The sequence below is a fragment of the Nostocoides australiense Ben110 genome (assembly GCF_001050535.1).
GTDB classification, from domain to species: Bacteria; Actinomycetota; Actinomycetes; order Actinomycetales; family Dermatophilaceae; genus Nostocoides_A; species Nostocoides_A australiense.
This window is the reverse complement of sequence record NZ_HG764815.1, coordinates 686,341-711,685: the sequence shown is the minus strand read 5'-3', so window position 1 is coordinate 711,685 and position 25,345 is coordinate 686,341. Positions and strand designations below refer to the sequence as shown.

General features: G+C 69.4%; 23 protein-coding genes and 2 tRNA genes. 5 read left to right on the top strand and 20 right to left on the bottom strand.

What is annotated here, in order from left to right; genetic code table 11:
* Positions 1 to 56 precede the first annotated feature (56 nt).
* Positions 57 to 1,433 carry an outer membrane protein assembly factor BamB family protein gene (locus BN11_RS03355; protein WP_083433493.1) on the top strand — a complete coding sequence of 459 codons (1,377 nt, stop codon included), beginning with the start codon at positions 57 to 59 and terminating at the stop codon, positions 1,431 to 1,433.
* Here BN11_RS03355 and BN11_RS03350 read toward each other — a convergent pair.
* The 10 genes from BN11_RS03350 to BN11_RS03305 all read right to left on the bottom strand — a co-directional run bounded on the left by BN11_RS03350 (position 1,430) and on the right by BN11_RS03305 (position 7,506).
* Complete coding sequence (locus tag BN11_RS03350; protein ID WP_048694466.1) at positions 1,430 to 2,518, bottom strand: UDP-N-acetylmuramate dehydrogenase; 1,089 nt, start codon at positions 2,516 to 2,518, stop codon at positions 1,430 to 1,432. The two genes, BN11_RS03355 and BN11_RS03350, sit on opposite strands and share 4 nt — an antisense overlap.
* Positions 2,518 to 2,937, bottom strand: a complete 420-nt coding sequence (locus BN11_RS03345) for a MaoC family dehydratase (protein ID WP_235435341.1) — start codon at positions 2,935 to 2,937, stop codon at positions 2,518 to 2,520. The genes BN11_RS03350 and BN11_RS03345 overlap by 1 nt, the downstream gene beginning before the upstream one ends.
* A gap of 2 nt (positions 2,938 to 2,939) precedes the next feature.
* Entirely contained in the window at positions 2,940 to 3,383 is a 444-nt protein-coding gene (locus BN11_RS03340) for an FAS1-like dehydratase domain-containing protein (protein ID WP_048694460.1), read from the bottom strand.
* A 169-nt stretch (positions 3,384 to 3,552) separates the two neighbouring features.
* Positions 3,553 to 3,723, bottom strand: coding sequence for a 50S ribosomal protein L33 (rpmG, locus tag BN11_RS03335; RefSeq protein WP_048694458.1), 171 nt, complete (start codon positions 3,721 to 3,723; stop codon positions 3,553 to 3,555).
* 106 nt (positions 3,724 to 3,829) lie between these two features.
* Positions 3,830 to 3,906 (bottom strand) — tRNA-Met (locus tag BN11_RS03330).
* 31 nt (positions 3,907 to 3,937) lie between these two features.
* Positions 3,938 to 4,010 (bottom strand) — tRNA-Thr (locus BN11_RS03325).
* 64 nt (positions 4,011 to 4,074) lie between these two features.
* Positions 4,075 to 5,427: an aspartate aminotransferase family protein gene (locus tag BN11_RS03320; protein ID WP_053083991.1), complete on the bottom strand. Its 1,353-nt coding sequence runs from the start codon at positions 5,425 to 5,427 to the stop codon at positions 4,075 to 4,077.
* 32 nt (positions 5,428 to 5,459) lie between these two features.
* Positions 5,460 to 6,068 carry a hypothetical protein gene (locus BN11_RS03315; protein ID WP_048694455.1) on the bottom strand — a complete coding sequence of 203 codons (609 nt, stop codon included), beginning with the start codon at positions 6,066 to 6,068 and terminating at the stop codon, positions 5,460 to 5,462.
* 110 nt (positions 6,069 to 6,178) lie between these two features.
* On the bottom strand, positions 6,179 to 6,931 hold the full coding sequence (locus BN11_RS03310) for a YwiC-like family protein (protein ID WP_083433492.1): 753 nt from the start codon (positions 6,929 to 6,931) through the stop codon (positions 6,179 to 6,181).
* 26 nt (positions 6,932 to 6,957) lie between these two features.
* On the bottom strand, positions 6,958 to 7,506 hold the full coding sequence (locus tag BN11_RS03305) for an NADPH-dependent FMN reductase (protein ID WP_048694451.1): 549 nt from the start codon (positions 7,504 to 7,506) through the stop codon (positions 6,958 to 6,960).
* 284 nt (positions 7,507 to 7,790) lie between these two features.
* Between BN11_RS03305 and BN11_RS03300 the strand changes: the two genes are divergently transcribed.
* Both BN11_RS03300 and BN11_RS03295 read left to right on the top strand, forming a co-directional pair.
* Positions 7,791 to 8,180 carry a hypothetical protein gene (locus BN11_RS03300; RefSeq protein WP_048694447.1) on the top strand — a complete coding sequence of 130 codons (390 nt, stop codon included), beginning with the start codon at positions 7,791 to 7,793 and terminating at the stop codon, positions 8,178 to 8,180.
* A gap of 175 nt (positions 8,181 to 8,355) precedes the next feature.
* A complete protein-coding gene (locus BN11_RS03295) occupies positions 8,356 to 8,808 on the top strand; it encodes a hypothetical protein (RefSeq protein WP_048694444.1) in 453 nt (150 codons plus the stop codon).
* A gap of 6 nt (positions 8,809 to 8,814) precedes the next feature.
* Here BN11_RS03295 and BN11_RS03290 read toward each other — a convergent pair whose 3' ends face one another.
* The 8 genes from BN11_RS03290 to BN11_RS03250 form a co-directional block, all read right to left on the bottom strand.
* A complete protein-coding gene (locus tag BN11_RS03290) occupies positions 8,815 to 9,546 on the bottom strand; it encodes an SRPBCC family protein (RefSeq protein ID WP_048694440.1) in 732 nt (243 codons plus the stop codon).
* A 4-nt stretch (positions 9,547 to 9,550) separates the two neighbouring features.
* Positions 9,551 to 10,399: an FAD binding domain-containing protein gene (locus BN11_RS03285; RefSeq protein ID WP_048694435.1), complete on the bottom strand. Its 849-nt coding sequence runs from the start codon at positions 10,397 to 10,399 to the stop codon at positions 9,551 to 9,553.
* Complete coding sequence (locus BN11_RS03280) at positions 10,396 to 12,924, bottom strand: xanthine dehydrogenase family protein molybdopterin-binding subunit (protein WP_083433491.1); 2,529 nt, start codon at positions 12,922 to 12,924, stop codon at positions 10,396 to 10,398. Before BN11_RS03280 ends, BN11_RS03285 begins: the two co-directional genes overlap by 4 nt.
* 1 nt (position 12,925) lies before the next feature.
* The gene (locus tag BN11_RS03275) at positions 12,926 to 13,420 is read right to left on the bottom strand and encodes a (2Fe-2S)-binding protein (RefSeq protein ID WP_048694432.1); all 495 of its coding nucleotides are present in this window, start codon (positions 13,418 to 13,420) and stop codon (positions 12,926 to 12,928) included.
* Between the two features lie 894 nt (positions 13,421 to 14,314).
* Entirely contained in the window at positions 14,315 to 19,825 is a 5,511-nt protein-coding gene (locus BN11_RS03265; RefSeq protein ID WP_048694424.1) for an ATP-binding protein, read from the bottom strand.
* A gap of 188 nt (positions 19,826 to 20,013) precedes the next feature.
* A complete protein-coding gene (locus tag BN11_RS03260) occupies positions 20,014 to 21,162 on the bottom strand; it encodes an XdhC family protein (RefSeq protein WP_048694423.1) in 1,149 nt (382 codons plus the stop codon).
* Positions 21,155 to 22,270, bottom strand: coding sequence for a vWA domain-containing protein (locus tag BN11_RS03255; RefSeq protein WP_048694421.1), 1,116 nt, complete (start codon positions 22,268 to 22,270; stop codon positions 21,155 to 21,157). Before BN11_RS03255 ends, BN11_RS03260 begins: the two co-directional genes overlap by 8 nt.
* Positions 22,267 to 23,148, bottom strand: coding sequence for an AAA family ATPase (locus BN11_RS03250; protein WP_048694419.1), 882 nt, complete (start codon positions 23,146 to 23,148; stop codon positions 22,267 to 22,269). Before BN11_RS03250 ends, BN11_RS03255 begins: the two co-directional genes overlap by 4 nt.
* Positions 23,149 to 23,315: 167 nt before the next feature.
* Here BN11_RS03250 and BN11_RS03245 point away from each other — a divergent pair, with 167 nt between their 5' ends.
* Together BN11_RS03245 and BN11_RS03240 are read left to right on the top strand one after the other, a co-directional pair.
* The gene (locus tag BN11_RS03245) at positions 23,316 to 24,395 is read left to right on the top strand and encodes an SPFH domain-containing protein (protein WP_048694417.1); all 1,080 of its coding nucleotides are present in this window, start codon (positions 23,316 to 23,318) and stop codon (positions 24,393 to 24,395) included.
* A gap of 10 nt (positions 24,396 to 24,405) precedes the next feature.
* Positions 24,406 to 24,693, top strand: a complete 288-nt coding sequence (locus BN11_RS03240; RefSeq protein ID WP_048694414.1) for a hypothetical protein — start codon at positions 24,406 to 24,408, stop codon at positions 24,691 to 24,693.
* A 166-nt stretch (positions 24,694 to 24,859) separates the two neighbouring features.
* Here the strand turns inward: BN11_RS03240 and BN11_RS24585 are convergent, their stop codons facing one another.
* Both BN11_RS24585 and BN11_RS03235 read right to left on the bottom strand, forming a co-directional pair.
* Entirely contained in the window at positions 24,860 to 25,006 is a 147-nt protein-coding gene (locus BN11_RS24585) for a hypothetical protein (protein ID WP_201329206.1), read from the bottom strand.
* Between the two features lie 79 nt (positions 25,007 to 25,085).
* A partial coding sequence (locus BN11_RS03235; RefSeq protein ID WP_048694412.1) for a YbiU family protein occupies positions 25,086 to 25,345 on the bottom strand: 260 nt, incomplete at its 5' end.

Here is a 25,345-nt window from a genome sequence, read left to right as displayed (position 1 = left end):
TGTGGAAAACTCCTTCTCGACGAGCGAGGCTCGATCATCTGACCTACGTTCGAGGCATGTCAACGCCGCAGGGGGTCGTCGTGCAACGGGGTCCTCGATCCGCCGCCCGCGCCCGCATCCTGTGCGGAATCGTCGTGCTCACCGCTGGGAGCGCCTGCTCTCAACAGGCACCTCCAACCGCCTCGCCAACGACTTCCGCCAGTTTCACCATGACGTCGGCAGCGCCGACGTCGACCAACCGACCCACTGCGCAGGTGGTCTGGGGGGTCGCGGAACCGGCGCCGCTCACCGGCGTCACGCTGACGCCGGATGGCAGCAGCGTCATCTATTTCGCGGAGGCCGGGACGAAGCGATCGCTGCGGGCTCTCGAGGCCCGGACCGGAAAGGTGATCTGGGAAGCGGATTTGTCCGACCGGGGATCCGCAGTCAACCAGACCATCACACCCCCCGTCGTAGTGGGCGACTCCGTGGCCGCGGTCATCGCCGATGGGGAAGGCGGCCGAATCCGGGTCTTCGACGTGCGGACCGGCGCCCGGGTCGGCCGCGATTCTCCCGTCGCCGTTGAGATCGACCAGTTGGGTCCCTGCCCCGACGGCCGGGCGTGGTGCTTCATTGGCGATACCCGGATGCACCATCCCTTGCCGACCCTTCGCTACGCACCCGGCGATCGGTCCTTCTCCCCCGCGAAAGCCGGACTCGTCGTCGTCAATCCCGTCGCGGACCCCTTCGAATACATCGTGGACGGTGAGGTCCAGTGGACCCTGGATCCCCAATCGATCATGAAGACCTGTCCCCGATATGTGTGCATGAGAGGGTGGGCGACGATCGGCGAGGTCACCGCGATGGGTTTCCGCGAATCCGGCAAGGGCGGCCACCTCGTGTCAACGACGGTCGCGGCCTTCACCACCCGCACCGGCAGAAAGCGCTGGGTGTCCCCGGGAGACCAGCTCGCCCAGGTCGCGACCCAATCCGGGCATTTCAGTCACGAGGGTGATGTCTACGTCTTTACACCAGAACCTGCCCGCGTCAACGGAACCTATGACGACTTCGATGTACGCCTCCTCTACGGCGGGCGACTGCGGGCGCTCGATCCGGAAACTGGCAAGGAGCGGTGGAGCGTGGCACTGGGGCGCTCACGCTTTCAGCCCCGTCTGACTCGCCTGTCCAACGGCGACCTGATCTTCGACGAGGGCAACCAGACGCGGCTGCTGGACGCAGCCAGCGGGGACGTGATCGCCGATCGAGACCTCTCCTATTGGCGCAGTAGCACGGACGGCCCGCCCGGACGGCGGGCCCGCCTCGATATCACAGAGCCGATGATCGACGGAGGCCCGAGTGACACCGTGCGCGAACCCATCCCGGACGAGATCGGGGTGCAGGCCGGAGACCTGCGGATCGTGGCTCAACCCAATGGCGTCTACGCATATCGCTAGAGCTGGTGGCCGATGAAGACGGGCTCATTGACGAGGGTGACGCCGAAGGCGTCGTGGACGCCGTCGCGGACCGTGCGGGCGAGGGCGAGGATGTCGGCGGCGGTGGCGTCGCCGCGGTTGGTGACGGCTAGCGTGTGCTTGGTCGAGAGTGTGGCGCGACCGCTCAGGCCCGACTCCCTCGCGGCTCCGAAGCCCTTGCTGAAGCCGGCCTTGTCGATCAGCCAGGCGGCGCTGGTCTTGACGCTGCCGTCGGCGCCGGGGAAAGCGGGTGGGCTGACGTCGGAGCCCAGTCGTTCGTGCACCCGCTCGAAAAGCCGGTCAAAAGCCCGCTGGGAGAGAACGGGATTGGTGAAGAACGACCCGCACGACCAGGTGTCGTGGTCGTCCGGGTCGAGCACCATCCCGCGCTTGCGGCGCTGCGCCAGCACGGCCTCCCGGGTGGCGGCGAGCGGCACCCGCGCGCCCTGCTCGACGCCGAGCCCGGCGGCCAGATCGGCATACGCGATCGGCCGAGAGAGGTCCGCCACCTCGAGTTGGAACGCGACATCGAGCACGACATAGCGCGTGCTGGCCTTGAACACGGAATGCCGGTAGGTGAACGCGCATTCGTTCGCGGCGAAGGTGCGCGCCGATTGGGTCTCGCGGTCCCAGGTGCGCACCTGCGCGATGGTCTGGGCGACCTCCTGGCCGTAGGCGCCGACATTCTGTATCGGGGTCGCCCCCGCGGAACCGGGTATGCCGCTCAGGGCCTCGATCCCGGCCCACCCCTCGGCGACGGCGCGGGCGACGAAGTCGTCCCAGACTTCGCCTGCTGCGATCCGGACGAAGGCGCCGCCGCAGTAGTCCTGCGACTCCCGCGTCACGCCGGTGGTCCGGACGTGGACGACCGTGCCGGCGAATCCCTCGTCGGCGATGACGAGGTTGGAGCCGCCGCCGACGACCAGCAGTGGCTCGCCGGCGTCGTCGACCTCGCGGACGGCATCGACGAGTTCGTCGGTAGTGGTGACGGTGACCAAACGCGCGGCCGGCCCGCCGACACGCATGGTGGTCAGCGGCGCCAGGGGTGCGTCGAACTCCTCTGGCATCAGTCGAGCTGGACGACCGCGGTGCACCGGCCGAGGACCTTCTGCCCGGCAGCGGTCGCGGTCAGCTCGACGGTGGCGCGCTTGGTCGCCTCGTCGAGGGACTTGACGACCCCGGAGACCTCCAGCTCGGCCCCGTCCAGCGGCACGACGACCATGGCCGTGAACCGCGTGCCGTATTCGACGACCCGTCCCGCGTCGCCTGCCCAGTCCGAGACCAGCGTGGCGGCGGCGCCCATCGTCCACATGCCGTGGGCGATGACGTCGGGCAGGCCGACGCTCTTGGCGAAGCCCTCGTCCTGGTGGATGGGGTTCTGGTCGAGGGAAGCGTTGGCGTAGTCGACCAGCGTGCCGCGGCCGACGGGCATGGTCTTCGGGCCGAGTTCCTCGCCGACACTGACCGAAGCAAATGCGCGGGCCATGGTCACTCCCCTCCCCGCACGACGATCGTCGAGTGCGTGGTCGCGACCGGCTCCTCGCCGGCCGTGATCTCGCTGCGCACGGTGATCATGGCGTGCCCGCCGGCCATCCGGATCGAGTCGACGGTGGTCTGTGCGGTCAGCTCGTCGCCGGCGGTGATCGGGCGGTGGTGGGTGAAGCGCTGCTCGCCGTGCACGACGCGGGAGTAGTCGATGCCGGCGTCCGGGTCCTGGACGTACTCGCGAGAGGCCAGCTGGTCGAAGCGCACCGCCATCGTCGGCGGGGCGATGACATCCCGATAGCCCGCGGCGCGGGCCGCCTCGGCGTCGAAGTGCACCGGGTCGGTCGCGCCCACAGCGGACGCGAACGCCGCGATCATGGCCGGGTCCACGGCATACGGCCCCACAGGCGGGAAGCTGCGCCCCACGTAGTCCTCGTTCACTGGCATACCGGCGAGTCTAGGCGCTGGGCTTTGGGAGGGTTTGTGGCGGTTCGCCTCGCGAACGTTGCCAGGCGAACCGACGGGAAGTGGCACTGGGCGGAAAAGTGCGGTTGTCACCGACACGCCGAAGCGCCCCGACCCAGCTCGGGGTCGGGGCGCTTCGAGGCGCGAAACGTCAGCGGGTCTCGCGGTGCGGGGTGTGCTTGCGGCAACGCGGGCAGAACTTGGCCAGCTCGACCCGGTCAGGGGTGTTGCGGCGGTTCTTCTCGGTGATGTAGTTGCGCTCCTTGCACTCAGTGCACGCCAAGGTGATCTTGGGGCGGATGTCGGCAGTCTTCTTAGCCACGGAGCAACCTGCTTCTAGGGGTACGGACGGATTCAGCCTGCGATCGGGTCGCAGGACACCGACACAACAGAATACCGAGGCTTCGCATTCCCGCGAAATCCTCGGGTGGTAGCGGGAGCGGGGCTCGATCCCGCGACCTCACGATTATGAGTCGTGCGCTCTAACCAGCTGAGCTACCCCGCCAAGGGCGCGCACCGCATGCGGGCGGCACCTGAGCCCCCTGTCGGAATCGAACCGACGACCTTTTCCTTACCATGGAAACGCTCTGCCGACTGAGCTAAGGAGGCCTGGCGCCTCGCAAGGCGCCTGGGAGAGATTACACGGTGCAGCGGCCTGCGACCAAAACGCAGGTCAGGACCCGGCGACGAACCCGTCGGCCACGGCCAGCCCGTCCTCGAGCGCACGCACGCCCTCGGCGAACTCCTCCTCGGTGATCACGCACGGCGGCACGATGTGCACCCGGTTGCCGGCGATGAACGGCCACATGCCGGCGCCCTTGCACGCTGCGGCGACCTGGTTCATCTGGTCGGCGGTCAGGGGCGTGCGGGCGTCGGGGTCGGTGACCAGTTCGAGCGCCCAGAAGACGCCGATGCCGCGCACCTCGCCGACGCTGCGGTGGGCCTGCGCCAGCTCGCGCAGCTTCGGCCCGATGACCCGCTCCCCCAGGTCCCGGGCGTGCTCGACGATCCCCTCCTCCTTCATGATCGAGACGGACGCGACCGCGGAGGCGCAGGCCAGCGGATGCCCGGAGTAGGTCAGACCGCCCGGGTATGCCGTGTCCATGAAGGACCCGGCGACCGCATCGGACAGGATGACCCCGCCGAGCGGGACATACCCGGAATTGACCCCCTTGGCGAAGGAGATCAGGTCGGGAACGACGTCCCAGTGGTTGATGGCGAACCACTCGCCGGTCCGCGCGAACCCGGCCATCACCTCATCGGCGATGAGCAGGATGCCGAACTCGTCGCACAGCTCGCGCACGCCGCGCAGGTAGCCGTCGGGGGGCATGAGGATGCCGTTGGTGCCGACGATGGTCTCGAGGATGATCGCGGCGATCTTGTCCGTCCCCTCGGCGACCATGACCTCGCGCAGATGCTGCAGCGCCCGATCGCCTTCCTCCGCCTCGGTGGTGGCGTGGAAGGGGCTGCGATAGAGGTAGGGGCCGAAGAAGTGCACGACCCCGGGTATGCCGGGTTCGGAGCCGAAGCGGCGCGGCTCACCGGTCAGGGTGATGGCCCCGTGGGTGGCGCCGTGGTAGCTACGGTAGGCCGCAAGCACCTTGTGCCGGCCGGTGTGCAGGCGCGCCATGCGGATCGCGTTCTCGTTGGCCTCCGCCCCGCCGTTGGTGAAGAAGACCATGTTCATGCCGTCGGGAGCGACCTCGGCGATGACGCGGGCGGCCTCGGAGCGCATGTCGTTGGCCATCGCCGGGGAGACGGTCATCAGCCGGCCCGCCTGCTCCTGGATGGCGGCGACCAGCTTCGGGTGCTGGTAGCCGATGTTGACATTGACCAGCTGGCTGGTGAAGTCGATATAGCTCGTGCCGTCGACGGTCATCCGCACCCCGCTGGCCTCGGTGACCGGCGGCGGGTTGATGGCGTTCTGCGCGGACCAGGAGTGCAGGACGTGCTTCTTGTCCAGTTCGCGGGTGCGCGCATTGTCGAGGGTGGGCAGCAGGCTGGGTGCTGTGGCGACGTCGACCATAGTGTTGATCGTATGCGGACCGCCGCCGCGCGTCACGAGGTAGGGCGGCGGCGGTGGTTGATGACGAGCAGTCCCGCGACGAAGGCGCCGAGAGTCCCGAGGGCTTCGTCGCCGAGGGTGTCCTGGTATGCCGTGTCGAGTTCGGTGCCGTGGCGGATGAAGGTGTACCACTCCCCCAGTTCCCACCCGATCGCGAGGATCGCGCCGAGGCCGGTCACGAGCAGCACTCGGGCCCAACGCTTCTCGACGCTCGGCACGAGGAGCAGCCCAAGACCGGCGTTGAGGAAGATCCAGTTGACGAAGTGGTTGGCGTCGTCCCACCAGACGACGCTGTCATAGAGGTCGAGGGTGTTGCCCGTGACGTCGACGAGGAAGCCGAGCATGACGAGGGCGAAGGCAAGCCACGGAATACCCTCTCTCCCAGCGGCTCTCGCGCCCCGGGATGCCTCGGATGTCCCGCGGCTGCGCCAGGCGAACCAGATCGCCGGGACGAGCATCATCATCAGCGGATAGGCCCACAGCCGGGCCCCGAAGCCTTTGCCCTCGAACTGCGGCAGGTCGGCGAAGGCGCCGACCGCGAGCTGGATCATGGTCAGCACCAGCACCGCCGCGGGCAGCCACCAGCGCGAGCGCAACGTCATACGGCATTGTGGCGCGACACGGCCCCATTGGGCAGCAGATCCGCCTGACGGGGGCCGAACCGAATTCACCGTCCGGCTGCCGGCATCCCCCGCGGCAGCCCATGGCTGCTTCAGGCGGCGAGCGCGCCCAGCGCGACGGCGATGGTCGCGGCGATCTCGATCAGGCCGACCGTCTTCGGGGTCATGGCCCGACGCGGGAAGAGCGCGGCGCGCGCCGTGAGTAGCGCAAAGACGGCGACGAGGGGCCAGCTGACGACCAGCATGGCGAGCGTGCTCAGCGCGTGCCACGTCACGGACAGCAGATAGTGGGCGCGCGAATCACGTTCGCGGATCATCGTTTTCACATAGACGACGGTGCCGCCGAAGTAGGCGGCGAGCACAGCGGCAATGATCCAGATCCGTGACCAGTCGGTGCCGCCGCCGGCATCGTAGGCGACAACCGCCATGAGGCAGGACCCGGTGGCGGTCGCCAGCCCACTGACGAGGGAGCGCTCGGTGCGCGTGGCGGACGCGACCAGCCCGACCCCGAGCGGAAGCAGGAAGAGCGGCGCCCACCGGGCCAGACCCGGGTCCAGCACCAGGGTGACCACACCCAGCACGGCCGAGATGACGGCATACGCACGCACGGGCGGGAAGTAGCGCGCCTTGCGGCGCGACTTCAGCCACAGCCCGACGGCGAAGAAGGCGAAGTAGCCGGCGAACCAGAACGCCGTCAGCGGCACGAGGACGGCCGAGGGGCGGCTGGCGAGGATGCCGACCAGCAAGGGGGCGGCGAGCATCGCCCACGCGCCGTGCTGGTTGGGCACCCACCCGGGCGAGCGCCGCTTGGGCGCGCGCGGGCGGGTAGGTGCCGAGGTGCTCACGGGTTTAGGGTATGCCGCGTCCTGCGTCAGCCGGCGAGCTGACCCGCGCGGGTGGTGAGCTGGTCCAGGAGGGTCTTCAGTTCCTGCGGACGGCGCTCGTTGGGCTGGAAGCCATCGTCGCCGAACTCCAGGAAGCTGGAGAGGGAGACCTGCTGGCGCACGCCGACCATCCGGAAGTTGGCGACGATCTGGCGCCAGTGCTCGACCGCCCGGACCCCCGACTCGGCGCCGTAGGAGACGAACCCGACCGCCTTGTCGGCCCACTCGTTGCCGAGCACGTCGTAGGCGTTCTTCAAGGCACCTGGGACGGAGTGGTTGTACTCGGGTGTGACGAAGACGAAGGCGTCGCACGCGTCGATGGCCTTGCTCCAAGCGGTGACCCGCTCGTCGTCATACTGCTTGTTTGCGGCGCCGGGGACCGTCGCGCTCGTCAGGAGAGGGATGTCGAAGGACTTGAGATCGATGAGCTCGTACTCGGCGTCACCACGCGACTGGGCCTGCTCGAGAACCCAGTTCGCGACGGCTTCGCCAGCGCGGCCTTCGCGGATGGAGCCGAGAATGATGCCGATGTGCATGGGGGTGCTCCTCAGAGAGATGGGTTGACTGTCCTCAGCGGGACACTTGAACAATCAACCATAGCGCGTGGCTATCCCGGATCGGGGCGCGACGACCAGCGCATCGCGGGCGGTATGTACGTGCAGATGGGTCGCGATACGTCCCGAGTGCGTGCGGAGCAGAGCGCGACCCGCAGGTCTTGGGGTGCGCTTGGGTATGACGTGCGGTGTTGCCCGGTTGGCAGCGTCGGATTCCCTGGTTACCGGTTCGTAGCTAGCGGGCCCACGTGATGAAAGGACACCCCATGTCGAAAACCCGTTCCGCCTCCATCGTTCTTGCGACTGCCCTGGCCGGCACCGTGGCCTTCGCACCGAGCGCCAATGCCGCCTCGTCCGCGTCGGCGGTTGTCGTCACCGTCTGCAGCCAGGGTTCGCAGGCGCAGCTGAGCGCCTCGTCGAGCGGCGGCTCGATCGCGGTGGACTTCTCCGTCTCCGGCGCCCCCGCCGGCCACACCTGGCTCGCCGCCATCGCCAACCGCGGCACGGTCGTCTACCACGGGGCGAAGGTCTCCGACGCCAACGGCTCATGGAGCCAATCCGGCAGTACCCGCAACAAGGTCGGTGTCGATGTCGTCACCGGCTGGGCCGCCGACCTGTCAACAGGTGAGGTCTGTTTCGCTCTGAAGACGGTTTGATCCGTCCGAGTCAGGCTGGTGTCGCGGCCGGGAGTCGTCGAGTTTCGACGCCTCGGCCGCGACGCCGTCCTGTTGTGGCGAAAGGGCGGCTGCACGGACACGAGCCGACCCTCGCCAAGTCACCTTGGATGCGTCATCCTTTGCTCACGCCAGGAGTCGCACGAGGAGGTCGCTGATGGACAAGGAACTCGCCGATCACCTGGAGCGCGTGCGCGCCGCCCGCGGCGAACTCACCGAATCGATCCGTGCTCTCGAGGACGCCCTTGCCCAGCCGGCCGGGCTCGGGGACCTGTGGCGCCGCCGCGCCCGGGCTGCGCTCACCGAACTCGCCCACGACCTGCGCGACCACGTCGCACTGACCGAGGCAGACGGCGGGCTGTATGCCGATCTGCGGGCCAGCGCGCCCCGGCTCGCCCCCACCGTCCAGGCACAGCTCACAGATCACAAGTACCTGCTCGACGAAGTGGACCGCCTTCTTGCGGAACGCGATTCGGGTGAAGCCAGCGTCGACGCCGATGCCCATCGGCAGGCCGTCGGCGACATGCTCGCCCGGCTCACCCGGCATCGTCAGCGCGGCACGGACCTGATCTACGAGGCCTACGAGGTCGACATCGGCGGGTCGGGCTGAGCACTGCTAGCCGGGCAGCCGTCTCCCGAGCTTCCAGCCGATGTACAGGCCCACGAGCCCGGTGGCGATGTGCGGCGCGTAGGCCCGGGCGAGGACCGGCAGCACGGTGGCGCCGAGGTCGATGGCGTCGTCCTGTGCGCCCGGTCGCGCGACCGGACCTGTCGCTGGCCCGGTGGTCGGTGCAGGGGTGGGGGTCGTCTCGGCGCTCGGCTCGGCACGGTTATCGGGCGTGACGGCGACCGCGACGTCCTCTGGCGTGGTGTCCCCGAAGACGGCTGCCGGGGTCGGTGCGGGCGCGAAGCGACCCTCGATGCAGGTGACGAACTGCTGCAGCAGCTTGTCCGAGACGTCCTGCATCACCCCGCGACCGAACTGGGCGGGCTTGCCGGTGATCGCCAGGTCCGTGGTGACGTCGACGCGGGTGTGCTCGCCGCCATCGGCCGGGGCCAGGTGGACGGTGACGGTGGCACCGGCAGTGCCGTTGCCGCGCTTGTCCTTGCCCTTGGCCTCGATGACCGCGCGATGGGCGGCGTCGTCACGCTCGATGAACTTGCCCGCGCCCGTGTAGACCAGGGCGATCGGCCCGAGCTTGACCTTGACGGTTCCGGTGAAGCCCTCGTCGGTGACCGACTCGACCGTGGCGCCGGGGAAGCACGAACCGACCTGCTCCAGGTCCATGAAGGTCGCCCAGGCCGCGTCGAGCGAGGCGGGGACGACGAAATCGTGGGTGAGTTCCATTGGATCAGTCTGCCGCCGCGAGCACCGCCCGGCGCGTGAAGACGGTCGCCAAATGTTTGCGATAGTCGCCGTCTCCGTTGAGGTCGCTCGGTGGGTTGGTGCCGTCGGCGGCCTTTGCACACGCCTCGGCGATGGCCTCGGCACTCGCCTGCTTGCCGGCGAGCGCCTCCTCGGTTGCCGTGGCGCGCAATGGTGTCGACCCCATGTTGGTCAGGCCGACGCGGGCTTCGGCGATGGTGTCGCCCTCCATCCGAACCGTTGCCGCCACGGCGACGATCGACCATTGATGGGCCACGCGGACGAACTTCTCGTATGCCGCGCCCCACCCTGTGTGTTTCGGGATGCGGACGGCGGTGAGCAACTCGTCCTCACCGACGGCGGTCGTGAAGAGGTCTTCGAAGAAGTCCGCCGCGGCGACGGTGCGCTCACCGGCGCTGCCGGTGATCACGAGTTCGCCGTCGAGAGCCAGGACCGGGGCGCCCACGTCTCCGGCCGGGTCGGCATGCACTAGCGCCCCGCCGATGGTGCCGCGGCGGCGGATCTGCGGGTCGGCGACGGTCTCGATGGCGGCCTTGAGCAGGGCCGCGTGCTCCGCGACGAGTGGGTCGGCGAGCAGATCGACGTATGACGTCATCGCGCCGATGACGATCGCGTCGCCGTCCTCGCGGACGCCCCGCAACTCCGCGATGCGGCCGAGGTCGACGACCTTGTCGGGTGCGTTGAGACGCATCCGGAGAATGGGCAGCAGCGACTGGCCGCCGGCCAGCACCTTGGCGTCATCCGAATCGGCAAGTGCCGCTAGGGCATCCGCGACGGACTCGGGGGCGACATAGTCGAATGCGGTGGGGATCACTGGCCGTTCCCTTCTCCCGTGACGCCGGGATCGGCGTTGGCCGCGCCCTCGTCGAAGTGTGGTTGGGCTTGCGCGGCGACGTCGCCGGAGTGGTCCCCGGCGGTCTGGATGGCCTTCCACACCCGCTGCGGCGTGCACGGCATGACGATGTCGTCGATGCCCATCGGCCGCAGCGCGTCGACGATCGCGTTGACCACCGCCGGGGTGGAGGCGATGGTGCCGGCCTCGCCGACTCCCTTGGCGCCCAACGTATTCGTCGTCGACGGGGAGATGGTGTTCTCGGTGACGAACGAGATCGTGTCGGCCGCCGTCGGCAGCGTGTAGTCGACGAAGGAGCCGGTCACCAGTGTGCCGTTCTCGTCGAAGATCGCCTCCTCCCACAGCGCCTGCGCGATTCCTTGGACGAGGCCGCCGTGGATCTGGCCCTCGACGATGAGCGGGTTGATGATGTGGCCGATGTCGTCGACGCAGACATACGACCGCATCCGGCTCTGCCCGGTCTCGGTGTCGACTTCCATCGCGCACAGGTGCGTGCCGTGCGGGAAGGAGAAGTTGTCGGGATCGAAGGTCGCGTCGGCGTCGATGCCGGGCTCGAGGTGCTCCGGGTAGTCGTGCGAGGCGAAGGTCGCCAGCGCGATATCGGTGAGGCCGACGCCCTTGTCGGTCCCCTTGACGCCGTAGCGACCGCCCACGAACTCGAGGTCGTCCTCGCTCGCCTCGAGCATGTGCGCGGCGAAGCCCTTGGCCTTCTCGATCACCTTGTCCGCTGCTCGCACAACGGCTTCCGCGCCGACGACGAGCGAACGCGAACCATAAGTGTCGAGACCCTTGTAGGCGACGGCGGTGTCACCGTGCAGCACCTCGACATCTTCGAAGGGCACACCGAGCCGGTCGGCGACGATCTGGCTCCACGCCGTTTCGTGGCCCTGGCCGTGGGGCGAGGTGCCGGTGATGACCTCCACCTTGCCGGTGGGGAGCATGCGGATCGAGGCGTGTTCCCAGCCTCCGGCGCCGTATGCCAGTGACCCGAGGACTCGTGAGGGCGCGAGACCGCACATCTCGGTGAAGGTCGAGACGCCGATGCCCAACTGCACGGGGTCCTTGCGCTCGCGGCGCTCAGCCTGCTCGGCCCGCAGCGCGTCATACCCGAAAAGCTCTTTGGCCCGCGCCGTCGCGGCCTCGTAATTCCCACTGTCGTAAGTCATTCCGGCGACCGAGGTGAACGGGAACTCCTCGTGCTTGATCCAGTTCTGCTCGCGGACCTCGAGGGGGTCGCGGCCGAGTTCGGCGGCGAGTTCGTCCATGATCCGCTCGATGCCGAAGGTCGCCTCCGGGCGTCCGGCTCCGCGGTAGGCATCGACCCAGGTGGTGTTGGTCAGGACCGTCTGGCAGTTGAACTGGTAGGCGGGGAATTTGTAGATCGAGTTGAACATCCACGCCCCGAGCACCGGCACGCCACCGCCGACGATGGCGACATAGGCGCCGAGGTTGGCGACCAGGTCGACCTTCAGGCCGGTGACCGTGCCGTCCTTTTCCGCTGCGAGAGTGAGCTTCTGGTATTGGTCGCGGCCGTGGTGGCCGGAGATCAACGACTCGCTGCGGGTCTCGGTGTACTTGCACGGCTTGCCTAGCCGGCGCGCGACGGCGAGGGTGATGAACTCCTCCGGCGTCGTCTGCAGCTTGCCGCCGAAGCCGCCACCGACGTCGGGGGCGATCACGCGGACCTTGCTCTCCGGCATACCGGTCGTGGCCGCGATGAGGAAGCGCAGGATGTGCGGGATCTGCGTCGCCGACCACATCGTGACCTGCTCACCCGTGGGATCGACGACGGTCGAGCGCGGCTCCATGAACGCCGGTATGAGGCGCTGCTGACGGAACTCCCGCTCGATGACGACGCCGTCCTGCCGGGCCTTGGCGATGGCCTCGTCGACGTCGCCGCCGGTGCCGGCCTCCTTGGAGTCCAGCTTCCAGAAGGCGCTCTTGTTGGTGCCCTTGTCGGGGTGGGCGAGGATCTCGTCCTTCATCGCCTCCATGGCGTCGAAGACGGCAGGCAGTTCCTCGTAGTCGACGTCGACCTGCTCGGCGGCGTCGCGGGCTTCTTTGGCGGACCGGGCGACGACGACCGCGACGATCTCGCCGGCGCACGCGACCCGCTCGCCGATCATCGGCAGGTGGTCGGGAGTGACCTGCTCGGGGGTGATGGGCCAGGCGTTGGCGCAGGCGCCCATCCCGTCGGGGAAGTCGGCGGCGGTGAAGACGGCCACCACATTGGGCAGACCCTGGGCGCCGCTGGTGTCGATGCTGGTGATCTTGGCGTGGGCGAAGGGGCTGCGGACCATGGCCAGGTGCAGCATGCCCGGGAGGACGATGTTGTCGGTCCACTTGGTTCGGCCGGTGATGAGGCGCTGGTCCTCCTTGCGCAGCCGGCGGTTGCCGATCTCGGGTCCCGCCCCGCTGGGCTCGGTCAGGTCGGCCTGCGGGCTCTCCTCGGCGATCTCGACGAGGGCGTCGGGGCTGACGGTCATGTCACTCACCCACCTTGCTGCTTGCGAGTTCGGCGCCGGGCGCCTTGGCGGCGGCCGCGACGGCCTTGACGATGTTGTGGTAGCCGGTGCAGCGGCACAGGTTGCCCTCGAGGCCCTCGCGGATCTGCTGCTCGCTCGGGTCGGGGTGGTCCTTGAGGATGTCGATGGCCTGCATGATCATGCCGGGCGTGCAGTAGCCGCACTGCAGGGCGTGGTTCTCGTGGAAGGCCTTTTGCATCGGGTGCAGTTGGCCGTCGGTGGCGAGGCCCTCGATGGTCGTGACCTCGTGCCCGTCGGCCTGCACGGCCAGGACGTTGCAGGACTTCACGCTGCGCCCGTCCAGGTGGACGGTGCAGGCCCCGCAGTTGCTCGTGTCGCAGCCGATGACCGTGCCGACCTTGCCGAGATTCTCGCGCAGGTATTGGACCAGCAGGGTCCGTGGCTCGACGTCGTCGGTATAGGTGTCCCCGTCCACGGTGACGGTAATGCGCGTCATGCGGTCACTCCTTCGTGGCCCGATGTGCCTGGCTCGTCGGTCACCGATGATCCTGGCGGAGACGCGCCGAGGTGACAAGGCCCACACTCGCGGATTCCGTGGGCGTCACGTCGCGGTATGCCTGCGAACCTCGCCGACCACCGTCGGCCAGCAACGCGGCCGGGAGTGGGGCACGCTTGCCCTATGGACCGTGTCCCTACCGAATCAGTCGAGCCGGTCTTGCGTGACATTGAACGGAGCTGTCTACGGGCCTCAGGTTCGATGACCATGACTGGGCGGACGATCCCGATCGGGCTGCGTGCATGATGCGGGACGCCGATGGCAGCGCGACGGGGCTGGCGGTCGACCGATATGCACCCGTCGAGGACCGGGTCACCTCGGCCGCGGATCAGGTCCAGGAGGTGGTCATCGAGGGTCAGCTGTGGGAGCTCGGTCAGACCACCTGGCCGCCCTGCCCGGCTCACCCCGCTCGTCATCCGCTACAGGCGGCCGTCGTTGACTCGTTGGCATTCTGGGTCTGCCCCGCGGATCGTTCGGTGGTCGCGACCATCGGCGAAGCGGACGCGCACAACCCGTAAAGCCGCTGGGCTGCTTGGCGTGCCCAGGGCAATGATCACGAGTCGCGACATGTCACCTCGACCAGCCGACAACAACAAGTTCGTGTCTGCGCGATGAACCGACTGAGCATCACGCACCTACTCCCGGTTCGGACACGAAATGCGGAAATCGCGCCGCCAGCGCGAACCGGCCGCGAGGGTCGCCCAGGGATCGGGCCCAGCACGGCACCGACGGCGAGGGGAGCGTACTGCGGGATCTTTCCCACGTCAGCGGAATGGCAATTCCGCTCCAGGCCGCTCCCCAGAGCACGGCGTGAGGTCCAGGCCCGGCGACGACCTAACCGGCGTCGAGGGCGGTGATGATGCGGGAGCGCAGGGACCCCGGGGGGATGACCTCGTCGACGGAGCCGACGGCGACGGCGCGGTGGATGTTGTGCACGCCGTCGAACTCGGCGGCGACGGCGTTGACCATCTCGGCGCGGACTGTGGAGCGCACGTCGGCGAGTTCGGCCGCAATCACGCTGCGCTGTCCGTTGGTGGCGGCGGCGAGGCGGGTCTCGAGGTCGGCGACACGGGGGTCGGCGGCGGTGCGGGCGTCGACGTCGCGGCTGAAAACCACTGCGGCAGCGGGTGCTCCGCCGATCACCGAGGCGAACGAGCCCTCGATCGCAAGCACCGTCATGCGCGGATTGAGCGCCTTGGAGAAGACCACGAACGCGCCGCCGTGATAGCGGGAGATGACGACGAAGACGATCGGCCCGTCGAAGTTGACGATGGCCCGGCCGATCTCGGCGCCGTATTCGAGCTGCAGGTTGCGCATGGAGTCCGGTGACCCGTCGAAGCCGGACAGGTTCGCCAGGACGACCACCGGCCGGTTGCCCGAGGCGGCGTTGATTGCCCGGGCGACCTTCTTGGACGAGCGTGGGAAGAGGGTGCCGGCCGTGTAGGTGTCCGGCCCGTCCGTGGGCGGGAACCCTTGGCGCGCAACGGTTCTCGACTCGATGCCGATCAAGCACACCGAGTGGCCGCCCAGCCGCGCGTCAGTGACCACCGCCGTCTCGGCATCGGCCATGCCCGCCCACCGCTCGAGCAGCTCGTGGTCCTGATCCGCCACAGCGCGCATGACGGTGCGGATGTCGAAGGGCTTCTTGCGGTCCGGGTTCGACGCGGCGGACCAGATGTCGCCGACCGTCGCGAAGTCGCTCCCGTCGAGTTGATGCGGGTATGCCGTGACGTCGCGGTCGACCGGGTCGCTCGTCTCCGCGTGCCGCGGACCGTCCTCACCCGCGGCGACATAGGTCGCGTCATAGTGGGCGAGGAGGATGTCGAGGGCGCCCGCGAGATCGCGCGCCCAGTACTGCGCCTGACCGTTCGGACCCATGACACGGTCATAGCCACCGATGCCGAAGTTGTCCTCGGCACTGACGCCGCCCGAGAAGTCCAGCGACTGCTTGCCGGTCAGGACCATGGCCGAGTCGGGGGTCATGACGAGGATGCCCTTGGTGTGCATGAGCATCGTCGCCTCGGCGTTCCAATAAGGTTGCGCCCCAACGTTGATGCCCGCGACGACGACGTTGATCTCACCCCCGGCCTGGGTGAACTCGACGATCCGCCGCAGCGCCTTGGCGACCCAGTCCATGTTCTCGGTGCCGGAGTCCATCGCGATTCGCGCCCCGGCGGACAGGGCGAACCACTCGACCGGGACGCGTCGTTCCTCTGCCATGTCCAGCGCGGCCATGACCCGGGCACACTCCGCCTCGGCGACGGATCCGAGCGAGCGCAGCGGATCTCCGCACAGCACAACACGTTCGATGCCCTCGGGGTGCAGTTCGGTCGACGTCGTCACGAGGGCGGCGATGATGCCCGCGCGGTTCTGCCCGAACGGCCGGTCGACCGGGGCCAGGCCGCCGGACGCATCGAGATCGAGTTCGGTCACCGTGCCGCTGTCCCCCGCGATGAACGTCTGGAGCTCGTAGGGATAGACCAGGCCGCGGCGGCGGGCGCGGACGACCTTCTCGGCATACGCATCGAGAGCGGCCAGCCGCGTCGTCGCCGGCGGTTCGACCGTGAAGTCGACGCCCGAACCCGGTTGATAGGTGAAGCGCGCGACGATCGGGACGGTGCGGCCGCCGGCGGCGGCGAGCCGGCCCTCGATTCGCACCTCCTCGATGCCCGCGTCGGCCGTCATCGGCGCGATCTTGCTCTGCAGGGCCGTGAGCTGGTCGATGTCGGCGTCCACCGGCGGCCAGATGTGCACCCAGACGTGGTTCATGTCCAGCCGGTGCTCGCGCGTGCCGAGGGCGGCGCGGGCGTGCCGGATGCCGTCGAGACACTGTGCCAGGGCGCGCTCGACGTGCGGGAGGCCCGACACCTTGCCTGCCTCGTCCCGCACCAGCCTGAGCTGGCGGACCTGGGCGAGGGCGACGAGGCGTTGGTCGTCGGGGTTGTCGACACCGACGCAGTGCAACAGGAGCACGTCGGCCGGTGCCTCGAGGCGGGTGATGGTGAAGTCCCGCAGCCGCCACAGGTTGAGGCGCCGCCCGACCATCGGGTGGACGTCGCGAACCGGACGTTCTTCGACGAGGGTCCCGTCCGGTTGCGGGCGCAAGGTCACATAACCCACCTCGACGCCCGCCTCGCGCACGACGCCGATCGCGATCCTGCGTACGCGAGGGGTGAAGGGCAGCTCGGCGAAGACCGCGGAGAGGGCGGCGGACGCGGCGTCCGGATCCGCCGGAAGGTCCGGCGCGTGGACATAGAGGTCGAGGGCGATCTGCCGGTCGTCCCGGGCGATCGCCGACTCGACTTCGTGGGTGAGGGCGCGAGTCAGGGGCCCGTCCGCGCGGAGTTCTTCGAGCCGCCCGATCGTCGTGATCAGGCGTGTGGGGCGCCGGTCGAGCTGATAGTTCGCGGCGGCGAACGGGCGTCCGTCGACGGCATACTCGACGAGATCCGTCAGCTCGTGCTCGCGATAGTGGCGCCGGATCAGCACAGCAAGCATCGGCTCCGATCGCGGTGTCCCGGAACGCAACCGGTCGCCGAGAAAAGCCACGATCCTCTCGGGGATGTCGGCCAGCGCCTCCAGCCGGGCCGTGCGCTCGGGGCCCTCGGGCAGGGCGTCCAGCGCGATGAGTTCGGGCCCGACCGCTTCGAGTGTGACCGAACGGTCGGCGTCGACGGCGGGTTGGTCGAACCAGCGGAAGCGCACGCTGCGGGCCAGGTCACCGACGATCGGGAAACGCAATTGGGTCGCGACGACGAGCCGGTCGAGCACCTCGCGGATCGGCGCCGCGAGGTCCCCATCCGGTGCGGGTTCGCCGAGCCATCGCTGCAACAGAGCGGTCGCCATTTTGGTCTCGGGGGCGGAGCGTTGCTGCGCCAGGAAGATCCGGAAGACGGCCGACTCCAGCGCCGGCGTGCGTTCGGGGGCGGCGAGATCGCCGGGCAGGTCGTAATGCCCGAGCACCCGGGCCAGGCGTTCGCGGAAGGTGGCCGGCAGCCCGGCGCGTTCGACGTCCAAGGTGCGCAGATAGCTCTGGAAGTGCTCGCGCGGCGAGTGGATCCGCATTTCGTCGTGGGCTTCGCCGTCGGCGGGCCGGTTGCGGCTCAGCTCGGCGAAATCGGCAAGGATCCGCAACAGGTCGACATCGTCGAGGAGCGGCGATTCGCCTTCCCCGACAAGGCGATCCCGGGCGCCCAGGTATTCGTGCAGGGCGGTGGCGGCCGCCGGACCCTCGATGTCGAACCCCAGGAGCATCCCTTCGAGCACGTCGTGGGCCCGGTGCAGGCCCGCGGCACCGTTATCCCGGGCAACGGGCTGCGGGAGGGACAGGTCGAGCACGGCCGCCTCGACCGCGTCGTCACCGTCGCCGACCGGCTCGAGTTTCACGAGGGCGGCCCCGGTCTCGACCTGGGTGCCGGCCTTGACGAGCACCTCCTTGACCCGGCCCGAGTAAGGAGCCGGGACGACGGTCTCCATCTTCATCGATTCGAGCACGAGCACCGGTGCGCCGGCGGCGACCTCGTCACCGACGCCGGCGGGTGTGGCGACGACGAGGGCCGGTGCGGGTGCCCGCAGGACGCCGCCCTCGTCGCGGCTGATCCGATGCGTGACGCCGTCGACTTCGACGAGATGCATCGGTCCGTGCGTCGCCGTCACGAGCCGGTAGGCCGTGTCGTTGACGGTGAGGCGGGCGGCATACTCCCCCCACCGCGTCAGGCTCGCCTCGGCCGCAAGGACCTGCTCGCCGGACTGGATGACGGACCGAAAAAGGTTGGGCCCCAACCGGAACGTCGTCACCTTGACGGGCGCGCCCCGCAGCACCAGCTCGACCGGTGCGCCCACCTGATGCTGCACCTGCGGCCGACCGCCCCGTGCCGTGTCGAGGAGGCGGGCCCGCTCGATGACCTCCTGGTCGTCATACGCCTCGATGCCGGCGGCGATCAAGGCCACTGCGGAGTGGGCCGCGCTCACGAGCCGGCCGTCGGCGCGCACGCGGTCGATCCAGCCGGTGTCGGCGCTGCCGTCGATGACTTCCGGCTGGTCGAGCAGGTCGCGGATGAAGGACTTGTTGGTCGCCCCGCCCTCGATGACGACGGCGGTCTCGCGCATGGCGCGCCGCAGCCGGGCCAGCGCCTCGTCCCGGTCGCGGCCGTAGGCGATGATCTTGGCGATCATCGAGTCGAAGTCCGCGGGGATCGAATCCCCTTCCCCCACACCGGTGTCCACCCGGATGCCGGGGCCGGCCGGGAACTCCAGGTGCGCGATGCGGCCCGGTGCCGGCGCAAAGTCACGGTCCGGATCCTCGGCGTTCAGACGGGCCTCGACGGCGTGCCCCCTCTCGACGGGCTTCGCCCCTGTCAGCCGCCCGCCGCCCGCCACGTGCAGTTGCAGTTTGACCAGATCGGTGTCGGTGGTGACCTCGGTGATCGGGTGCTCGACCTGCAGCCGGGTGTTGACTTCGAGGAAGGCGAAGGTGCCGTCGGACGGCTGGAAGAGGAACTCGACGGTGCCGGCGCCGGCATACCCGACCGCGATGGCGAGCCGCTCTGCGCTCTCCTTCAGCACGAGCGCCTGCTCGGGCGTCATGACGACGGACGCGGACTCCTCGATGACCTTCTGGTTGCGCCGCTGCACCGAGCAGTCGCGCACGCCGATGGCCCACGCCGTGCCCTGTCCGTCGGCGATCACCTGCACCTCGACGTGCCGCGCGCCGGTGATCAGCTTCTCCAGGAAGACGATTCCCGAGCCGAAGGCGCGCTGCGCCTCATCCCGCGTCAGCTGGTATGCCGCGGCCAGCTCCGCGTCGGACGTCACCTTGCGGATGCCACGGCCACCGCCGCCTGCGGTCGCCTTGAGCATGAGCGGGTAGCCGATTCGCGCCGCCGCCTCCTGGGCATCCTCCAGGCTGTCGACCCCGCCGCGACTCCACGGCGCGACCGGGACCCCGACCTCCTCCGCGATCAGCTTGCTGCCGATCTTGTCGCCCAGCTTGCGCATCGCCTCGGCACTGGGGCCGACGAAGGTGACACCGAGCCGGGCGCACAGGTCGGCGAAGTTCGGGTCTTCCGCGACGAACCCCCACCCCACCCAGGCGGCATCGGCCCGCGTGTCGACCAGGGCTCGCTCCAGGACCGCGTAGTCGAGGTAGGGTCGCGCGCTCGCCGGGCCGAGGTCATAGGCGACGTCTGCCTCCCGGACGAACATCGCGCCCTTCTCGCCCTCGGTGTGCAGCGCGATGACGCTCATCTGCCGGTCCGCCGCAGCCGCGGCGTTCAGGTCGCGCACCGCGTGGATCAAACGCATGGCGGCCTCGCCGCGATTGACGATGGCGATGCGCGAGAACATCAACGACCCTTCGGCGGAGGCGACGGCAACCCAATAACCCTAGTGGGCCAGGTCACACCCAGCCGTTATGCGAGCGCTTAGGCCACCAAGACCCAACGTCCGGAAGTCGAAAGAGCGAGACACGCCCACAATCCGGCCGTTTCCTGGGCGTGTCTCGCTCTCTCGACTGGGTTTTCTTGTCGAGGAGATCACGGCGTCGTGTGGTGGATGGGGCCGCCGGTGGCACGGAGGCGCTCGCCGGCTCCGCCCCACTGCAGGGCGATGATCTCGGCGGCAATGGAGACGGCCGTCTCCTCGGGGGTGCGGGCGCCGAGGTCGAGGCCGATCGGGCTCGACAGCCGGGCCAGCTCGGCATCGCCGAGTCCGACCTCCCGCAGGCGCGCCAGCCGGTCGTCGTGGGTGCGGCGCGAGCCCATGGCACCGACATACGCCACGTCGAGCCGGAGCGCGATCTCTAGCACCGGCACGTCGAACTTCGGATCGTGCGTCAGCACGCAGATAACGCTCCGCGGCCCGACGGCTCCGGTCTCGACCTGCGCCGCCAGATAACGGTGCGGCCAGTCGACGACGACCTCGTCGGCGTCGGGGAACCGGGTCGTTGTCGCGAAGACCGGGCGGGCGTCGCAGACCGTGACGCGATAGCCGAGGAAGGAGCCGATGCGCGCCACGGCGGCGGCGAAGTCGATCGCCCCGAAGACGAACATCCGCGGCTTCGGCGCGAACGAGTTGACGAAGACGCGCATGCCCTCGCCCCGCCGCTCGCCGTCCGGCCCGTATTCGAGCGTGTCGGACCGCCCGGCCGCGAGCAGGCCGAGGGCGTCCTCGCGAACCGCGGCGTCGGCCCGCGCCGAGCCCAGCGTGGAGGCGGTATGGACAGTCTGGCCCGCCTCGTGGGGTTCGCTCGGCTCGATCACGAGTCGCCGGCCCACGAGCGCCGGGTCGGGGTGGGCGACGATCGTCGCCACCGCCACCGGCTGCTCCGCCTCGACGAGCCGAACGATCTCGGGCAGCTCGGGAAAGCTTGCCGGAGAGACTGATTCGACGAAGACGTCGAGGATGCCGCCGCACGTCAGCCCGACCGTGAACGCGTCGTCGTCGCTGATGCCGTAACGCTGCAGGACCGGTCGGCCGGAGGCGATGACCTGCTGACCCAGCTCGTAGACGGCGCCCTCGACACAGCCGCCGGACACCGACCCGACGACGGTGTCGTCCGAGCCGACGAGCATCGCTGCCCCCGCCTGGCGGGGCGCCGACTTGAAGGTCGCCACCACCGTCGCCAGCGCCGTCGTCTCGGCACGAGCAAAACGGTCCGACAACTGATTGAGAACGTCACGCATGCGCGATCACCTCCGTCAGATCGGTGAAGGTCGCCAGCGAGTGGCCGGCGAGGAAGTCGTCGATATGGGGCAGCGCGGCGGCCATCCCCGCCTGGATCGGTTCGTAGCCGGTCTTGCCGCGGTGCGGATTGACCCAGATCACCCGGTGCGCGAGAGAGTGCAGCCGCCGCATCTGCTCCCCCAGCTCCTCGGGCCGATCCCGCTCCCACCCGTCGCTGAAGACGACGACCACCGCTCCACGCAGCGGCCCGCGCCTGCCCCACGTCTGCAGGAAGACCGCAAGCATCTCCCCCAGCCGCGTGCCGCCCGACCAGTCGGGCACGACTTCTCCGGCGGCGATCAGCGCCCGGTCCGGGTCGCGCAGCTGGAGCGCCCGAGTTATGTGTGTCAGCCGGGTCCCGATGGTGAAAACCTCGACAGGAGAACCGGATTGGACGATGCGGTGGGCCAGGCGCAACAAGGCGTCGGCGTAGCCGCTCATCGACCCGCTGACGTCGACGAGCAGGATGATCCGCCGTGGCCGCGGTGCCCGGCGGCGATGCCGGATCGGCCCGGGCTCCCCCAGCCGGCGCACCTGCTCGCGCAAGGTCGCGCCGGCGTCGATGCGCCCCCGCCGGGCCCGCCGCAGCCGCGGCGACAGCCGCACCGGCGCCCGCACGGGTATGCCGCCGAACATCCGCGCCAGCGCCTCCCGCTCCCGCAAGGTCAACTGGGCGATATCGCGATGGCGCAGCACCTCGGTCCGGCTCGTCGCGGCGCTGACCGCGTCGTCATCGCCCGAATCTCCCTGCCCATCACCGGTATCCAGCTGGGCCATCGGTTTGGTGTGCACCGGCGGGCGGGAGGGGAGCATGCGGGCATATTCGCCGCCGAACCACGCCTCATACACCTGGTCGTGCCGCACCCGGTCCTGCGGCGAGGCGCAGAGGGTGGCGCGGCCGGCGACGAGCACGGCATACGGATCGCCGAGCCCGGCGGTGCGGACCGCCTCGAGGTAGAGCCGCTCACGGTCCGCCGTCACCCGCACCCCGGCAGCGCGCACCGCGCGCGCGAACGCCAGCAGCACCGTATCGGCCGGATGCTGCGGAAGCGTTGGGCCAGAAGTCATTTCGCGAGCAGCCGATCAATCGCGGCCCGCAGGCGTTGCGTGTCCTCACGGTGCTTGACCGCGACCCCGAGGGTCGCCGCCGCCGTCTCGAGGTCGAGTCGGCCACCGAGTTCGTGCAGCGCCCGCGCCCAGTCGAGCGTCTCGGCCACCCCCGGCGGCTTGATCAGCCCCGGCTCGACCCGCACCGCCTGCACGGTCCGCACCAACTGGTCGGCCAGCTCGGCGCTGACCTCCGGCGCCCGGCTGCGCACGATCTCCAGCTCGCGGTGCAGCGAGGGGTGGTCGATCCACTCATACAGGCAGCGGCGCTTGAGGGCGTCGTGCAGTTCGCGCGTGCGGTTGGAGGTCAGGACGACGAGCGGGGGCACCGCAGCCCGCACCGTGCCGAGCTCCGGGATCGTCACCTGCCAGGTCGAGAGCACCTCCAGCAGGAAGGCCTCGAACTCGTCGTCAGCGCGGTCGATCTCGTCGATCAGCAGCACGCACGGGGAGGACGTGAGCGCCTGCAGGATCGGCCGCCGCACGAGGAAGCGCTCGTCGAAGAGGCCCGCCTCGACCTGCGCCAGATCCCCTTGCCCACCAACGCTTTCGACGGCTCGCAGATGCAGGATCTGCCGCGGGAAGTCCCAGTCATAGAGGGCCTGCGCGGCGTCGATGCCCTCGTAGCACTGCAGCCGGATCAGTGGCAGGTCCAAGCCCTCTGAGAGCGCCTCAGCCAGCGCGGTCTTGCCCGTCCCCGGCTCACCCTCGATGAGCAGCGGCCGGCCCAGCCGGATCGCCAGCCAGCCGATCGTCGCCAGCTCGTCGTCGCAGACATACCCGGTCGCCCGCAGGGCAGCGGCGAGCGAGGCGGCGTCGGGCAGGTCGGTGAACTCCATCGCCCCAGCATTCCGTATCCGAGGCCCCGAACGGGGTCCTGGCTTGGGGCAGGGAACCGGACCCTGGCACACTGCGTCGCAGAACTGACCGACGCGGGGGCGGCGCTCGAGGGGAGCGCACGGCATACCCTCGGCGTCTGCCGGACGAACAAGGAGAGCCCAGGCCGATGGCCAAGCCGAATACCACCCCCACCATCTTCCCGACCGGCGACAACGGCGGCTCGAACTCCCGCGGCAGCGCGGCCGGCCGCATCACCGGACTGCTCAAGACCGCCGTCGTCCTCGGCGTCCTCGCTGCCATCGTCATCGGTCTCCTCAGCGTGGTGCGCACCGTCACCTCGCCGGCCGACGAGGTCGCCGTCCACAAGGGCGGCGGTGTGATCGAGGCCCCGAACTCCAAGGGCTGCGTGTCGGCGAACTCCCGCGAGATCCGCCGGCCGGGCGACAAGTACTTCTGGTACCCCGCGTCCCAGCGCACCTACAACTTCACCGGGGGCGATGGCGCCGACCACGCCGCGTTCAATGTGGTGAGCAAGGACTACCAGCCGCTGGACGTGCCCGGCTCGGTCGAGTTCACCCTCAATGTCGACTGTGAGGTGCTGACCCGCTTCCACGACTCGATCGGCAACCGGTATGCCGCCTACTACACCTCCTCCGACGAGTGGGACGACACCCCGCGCGGCTGGCAGACGATGCTCGACCTCTACTTCGCGCCCGCGCTCGACGCGACGCTGGACCGGGTGGCGAAGAAGTACACGTGGAAGGAGCTGTATGCCGACCCCACGATCAAGGACGAGATGAACAAGGCGGTCAACGAGCAGCTCGCCGCGCTGATCCAGCAGAAGATGCCCGGCGAGGACGAGTTCTTCAAGGGCTTCTCCGCGCTGATCCAGCAGCCGCAGCCGGCGGACACCCTCGTGCAGGCGCTCGGTGACGAGGAGGCTGCCAAGGCGCAGGCCGCGGCGGCCAAGGCGAAGGCCGTGGCCGACGCCGAGACCCAGCAGGCCAAGGCGATCGCCGAGGCCGAGGCGGCGAAGCAGGCCGCGCAGGCGCAGGTCGCGGTGAAGGAGGCCGAGGCCAAGATCGCCAAGCTCGAGGCGCAGATCCGCGAGCAGGAGATCGAGCCGTTCGGCAGCGTCAAGGAGTACAACAACTGGCTGGCGATCCGGCAGGGCCTCAACCCGTATCAGCCGACGTATGGCGGCAGTGTCGTCGCGCCGGCGCCGTCGTCCTCCCCGAGTCCGTGAGGTATGCCGCGTGGGCCGGCTGATCCTGCCAACCCTGGTCCTCCTGGGGATCCTCGCCGCCGCGGTCCTGCTCTCGCAGGGTCGCGGCGGGGGTGCGCCCGGGCCGGGGTCGGACTCGAATGTGCTCGGCGGTGACCCGGACGGAGCGCGCGCGATCCAGGACGCCCGAGCCTCCGCGCCGCCCTCGCCACGTCAGGAGGCGTGGCGCTGGACGCTGACGGTCCTGGGCATCCTCATCGTCAGTGCCGCCGTGATTCTCGGCATCGCCCTGATCGCCAAGAGCCTCTGGGATCTCTGACCTCCCTGACAACCCAGCGAGCCGGCCAGGGTTCTTGAAAGCCGGGCCGGGTTCTCGTTGACGGGCGGACTTCTCGAAAGCCGGGCCAGGCTCTCGTTCGCGGGCCGGGCTATATCCCGGCCCGCACATGAAAGACCGGCCCCACTCGGGGGTGACACACACTCGGTCAGGCGTCATACCACCCGGGGACGGGCGACGACGCGCACTCGCAGGCGGCGTCACACGGCAGGAACCGGTGCGCGGCGTGCCCACACTCCAGACACGGCAGGTCATGGCTCAGCACCCGCGCCGGTTGCTCGTCGTACTCCCACATGGCGTTCTCCTCGGTGAATCCTCCTGTGGGAGAGGAGCAGCCCGCGGCCGGCGTGATACGTGGTGGCTTCGTCAGTCGATCAGGCCCAGCAGGCGGCGCCCGTCTCGCTCAGGTCCGCGGCCGTGGGGCGGCCGGCCCGGCCCACCTCGTAGTCCTCCGGCGGGACGTCCGTCGGGGAGGTGCCGGCGAGGAAGGACTGGCCGCAGCGGGCGGCATACTCGGCGTTCTTTGCGCAGTACGGCGCGGCCGGGATGTACATGACATTGCCCCAGCCCTTCTGGTCCTGCACATCATCACCCGGGCCCTGGCCCTGCTCTCGACGGCCGAGGCCGGCGACCC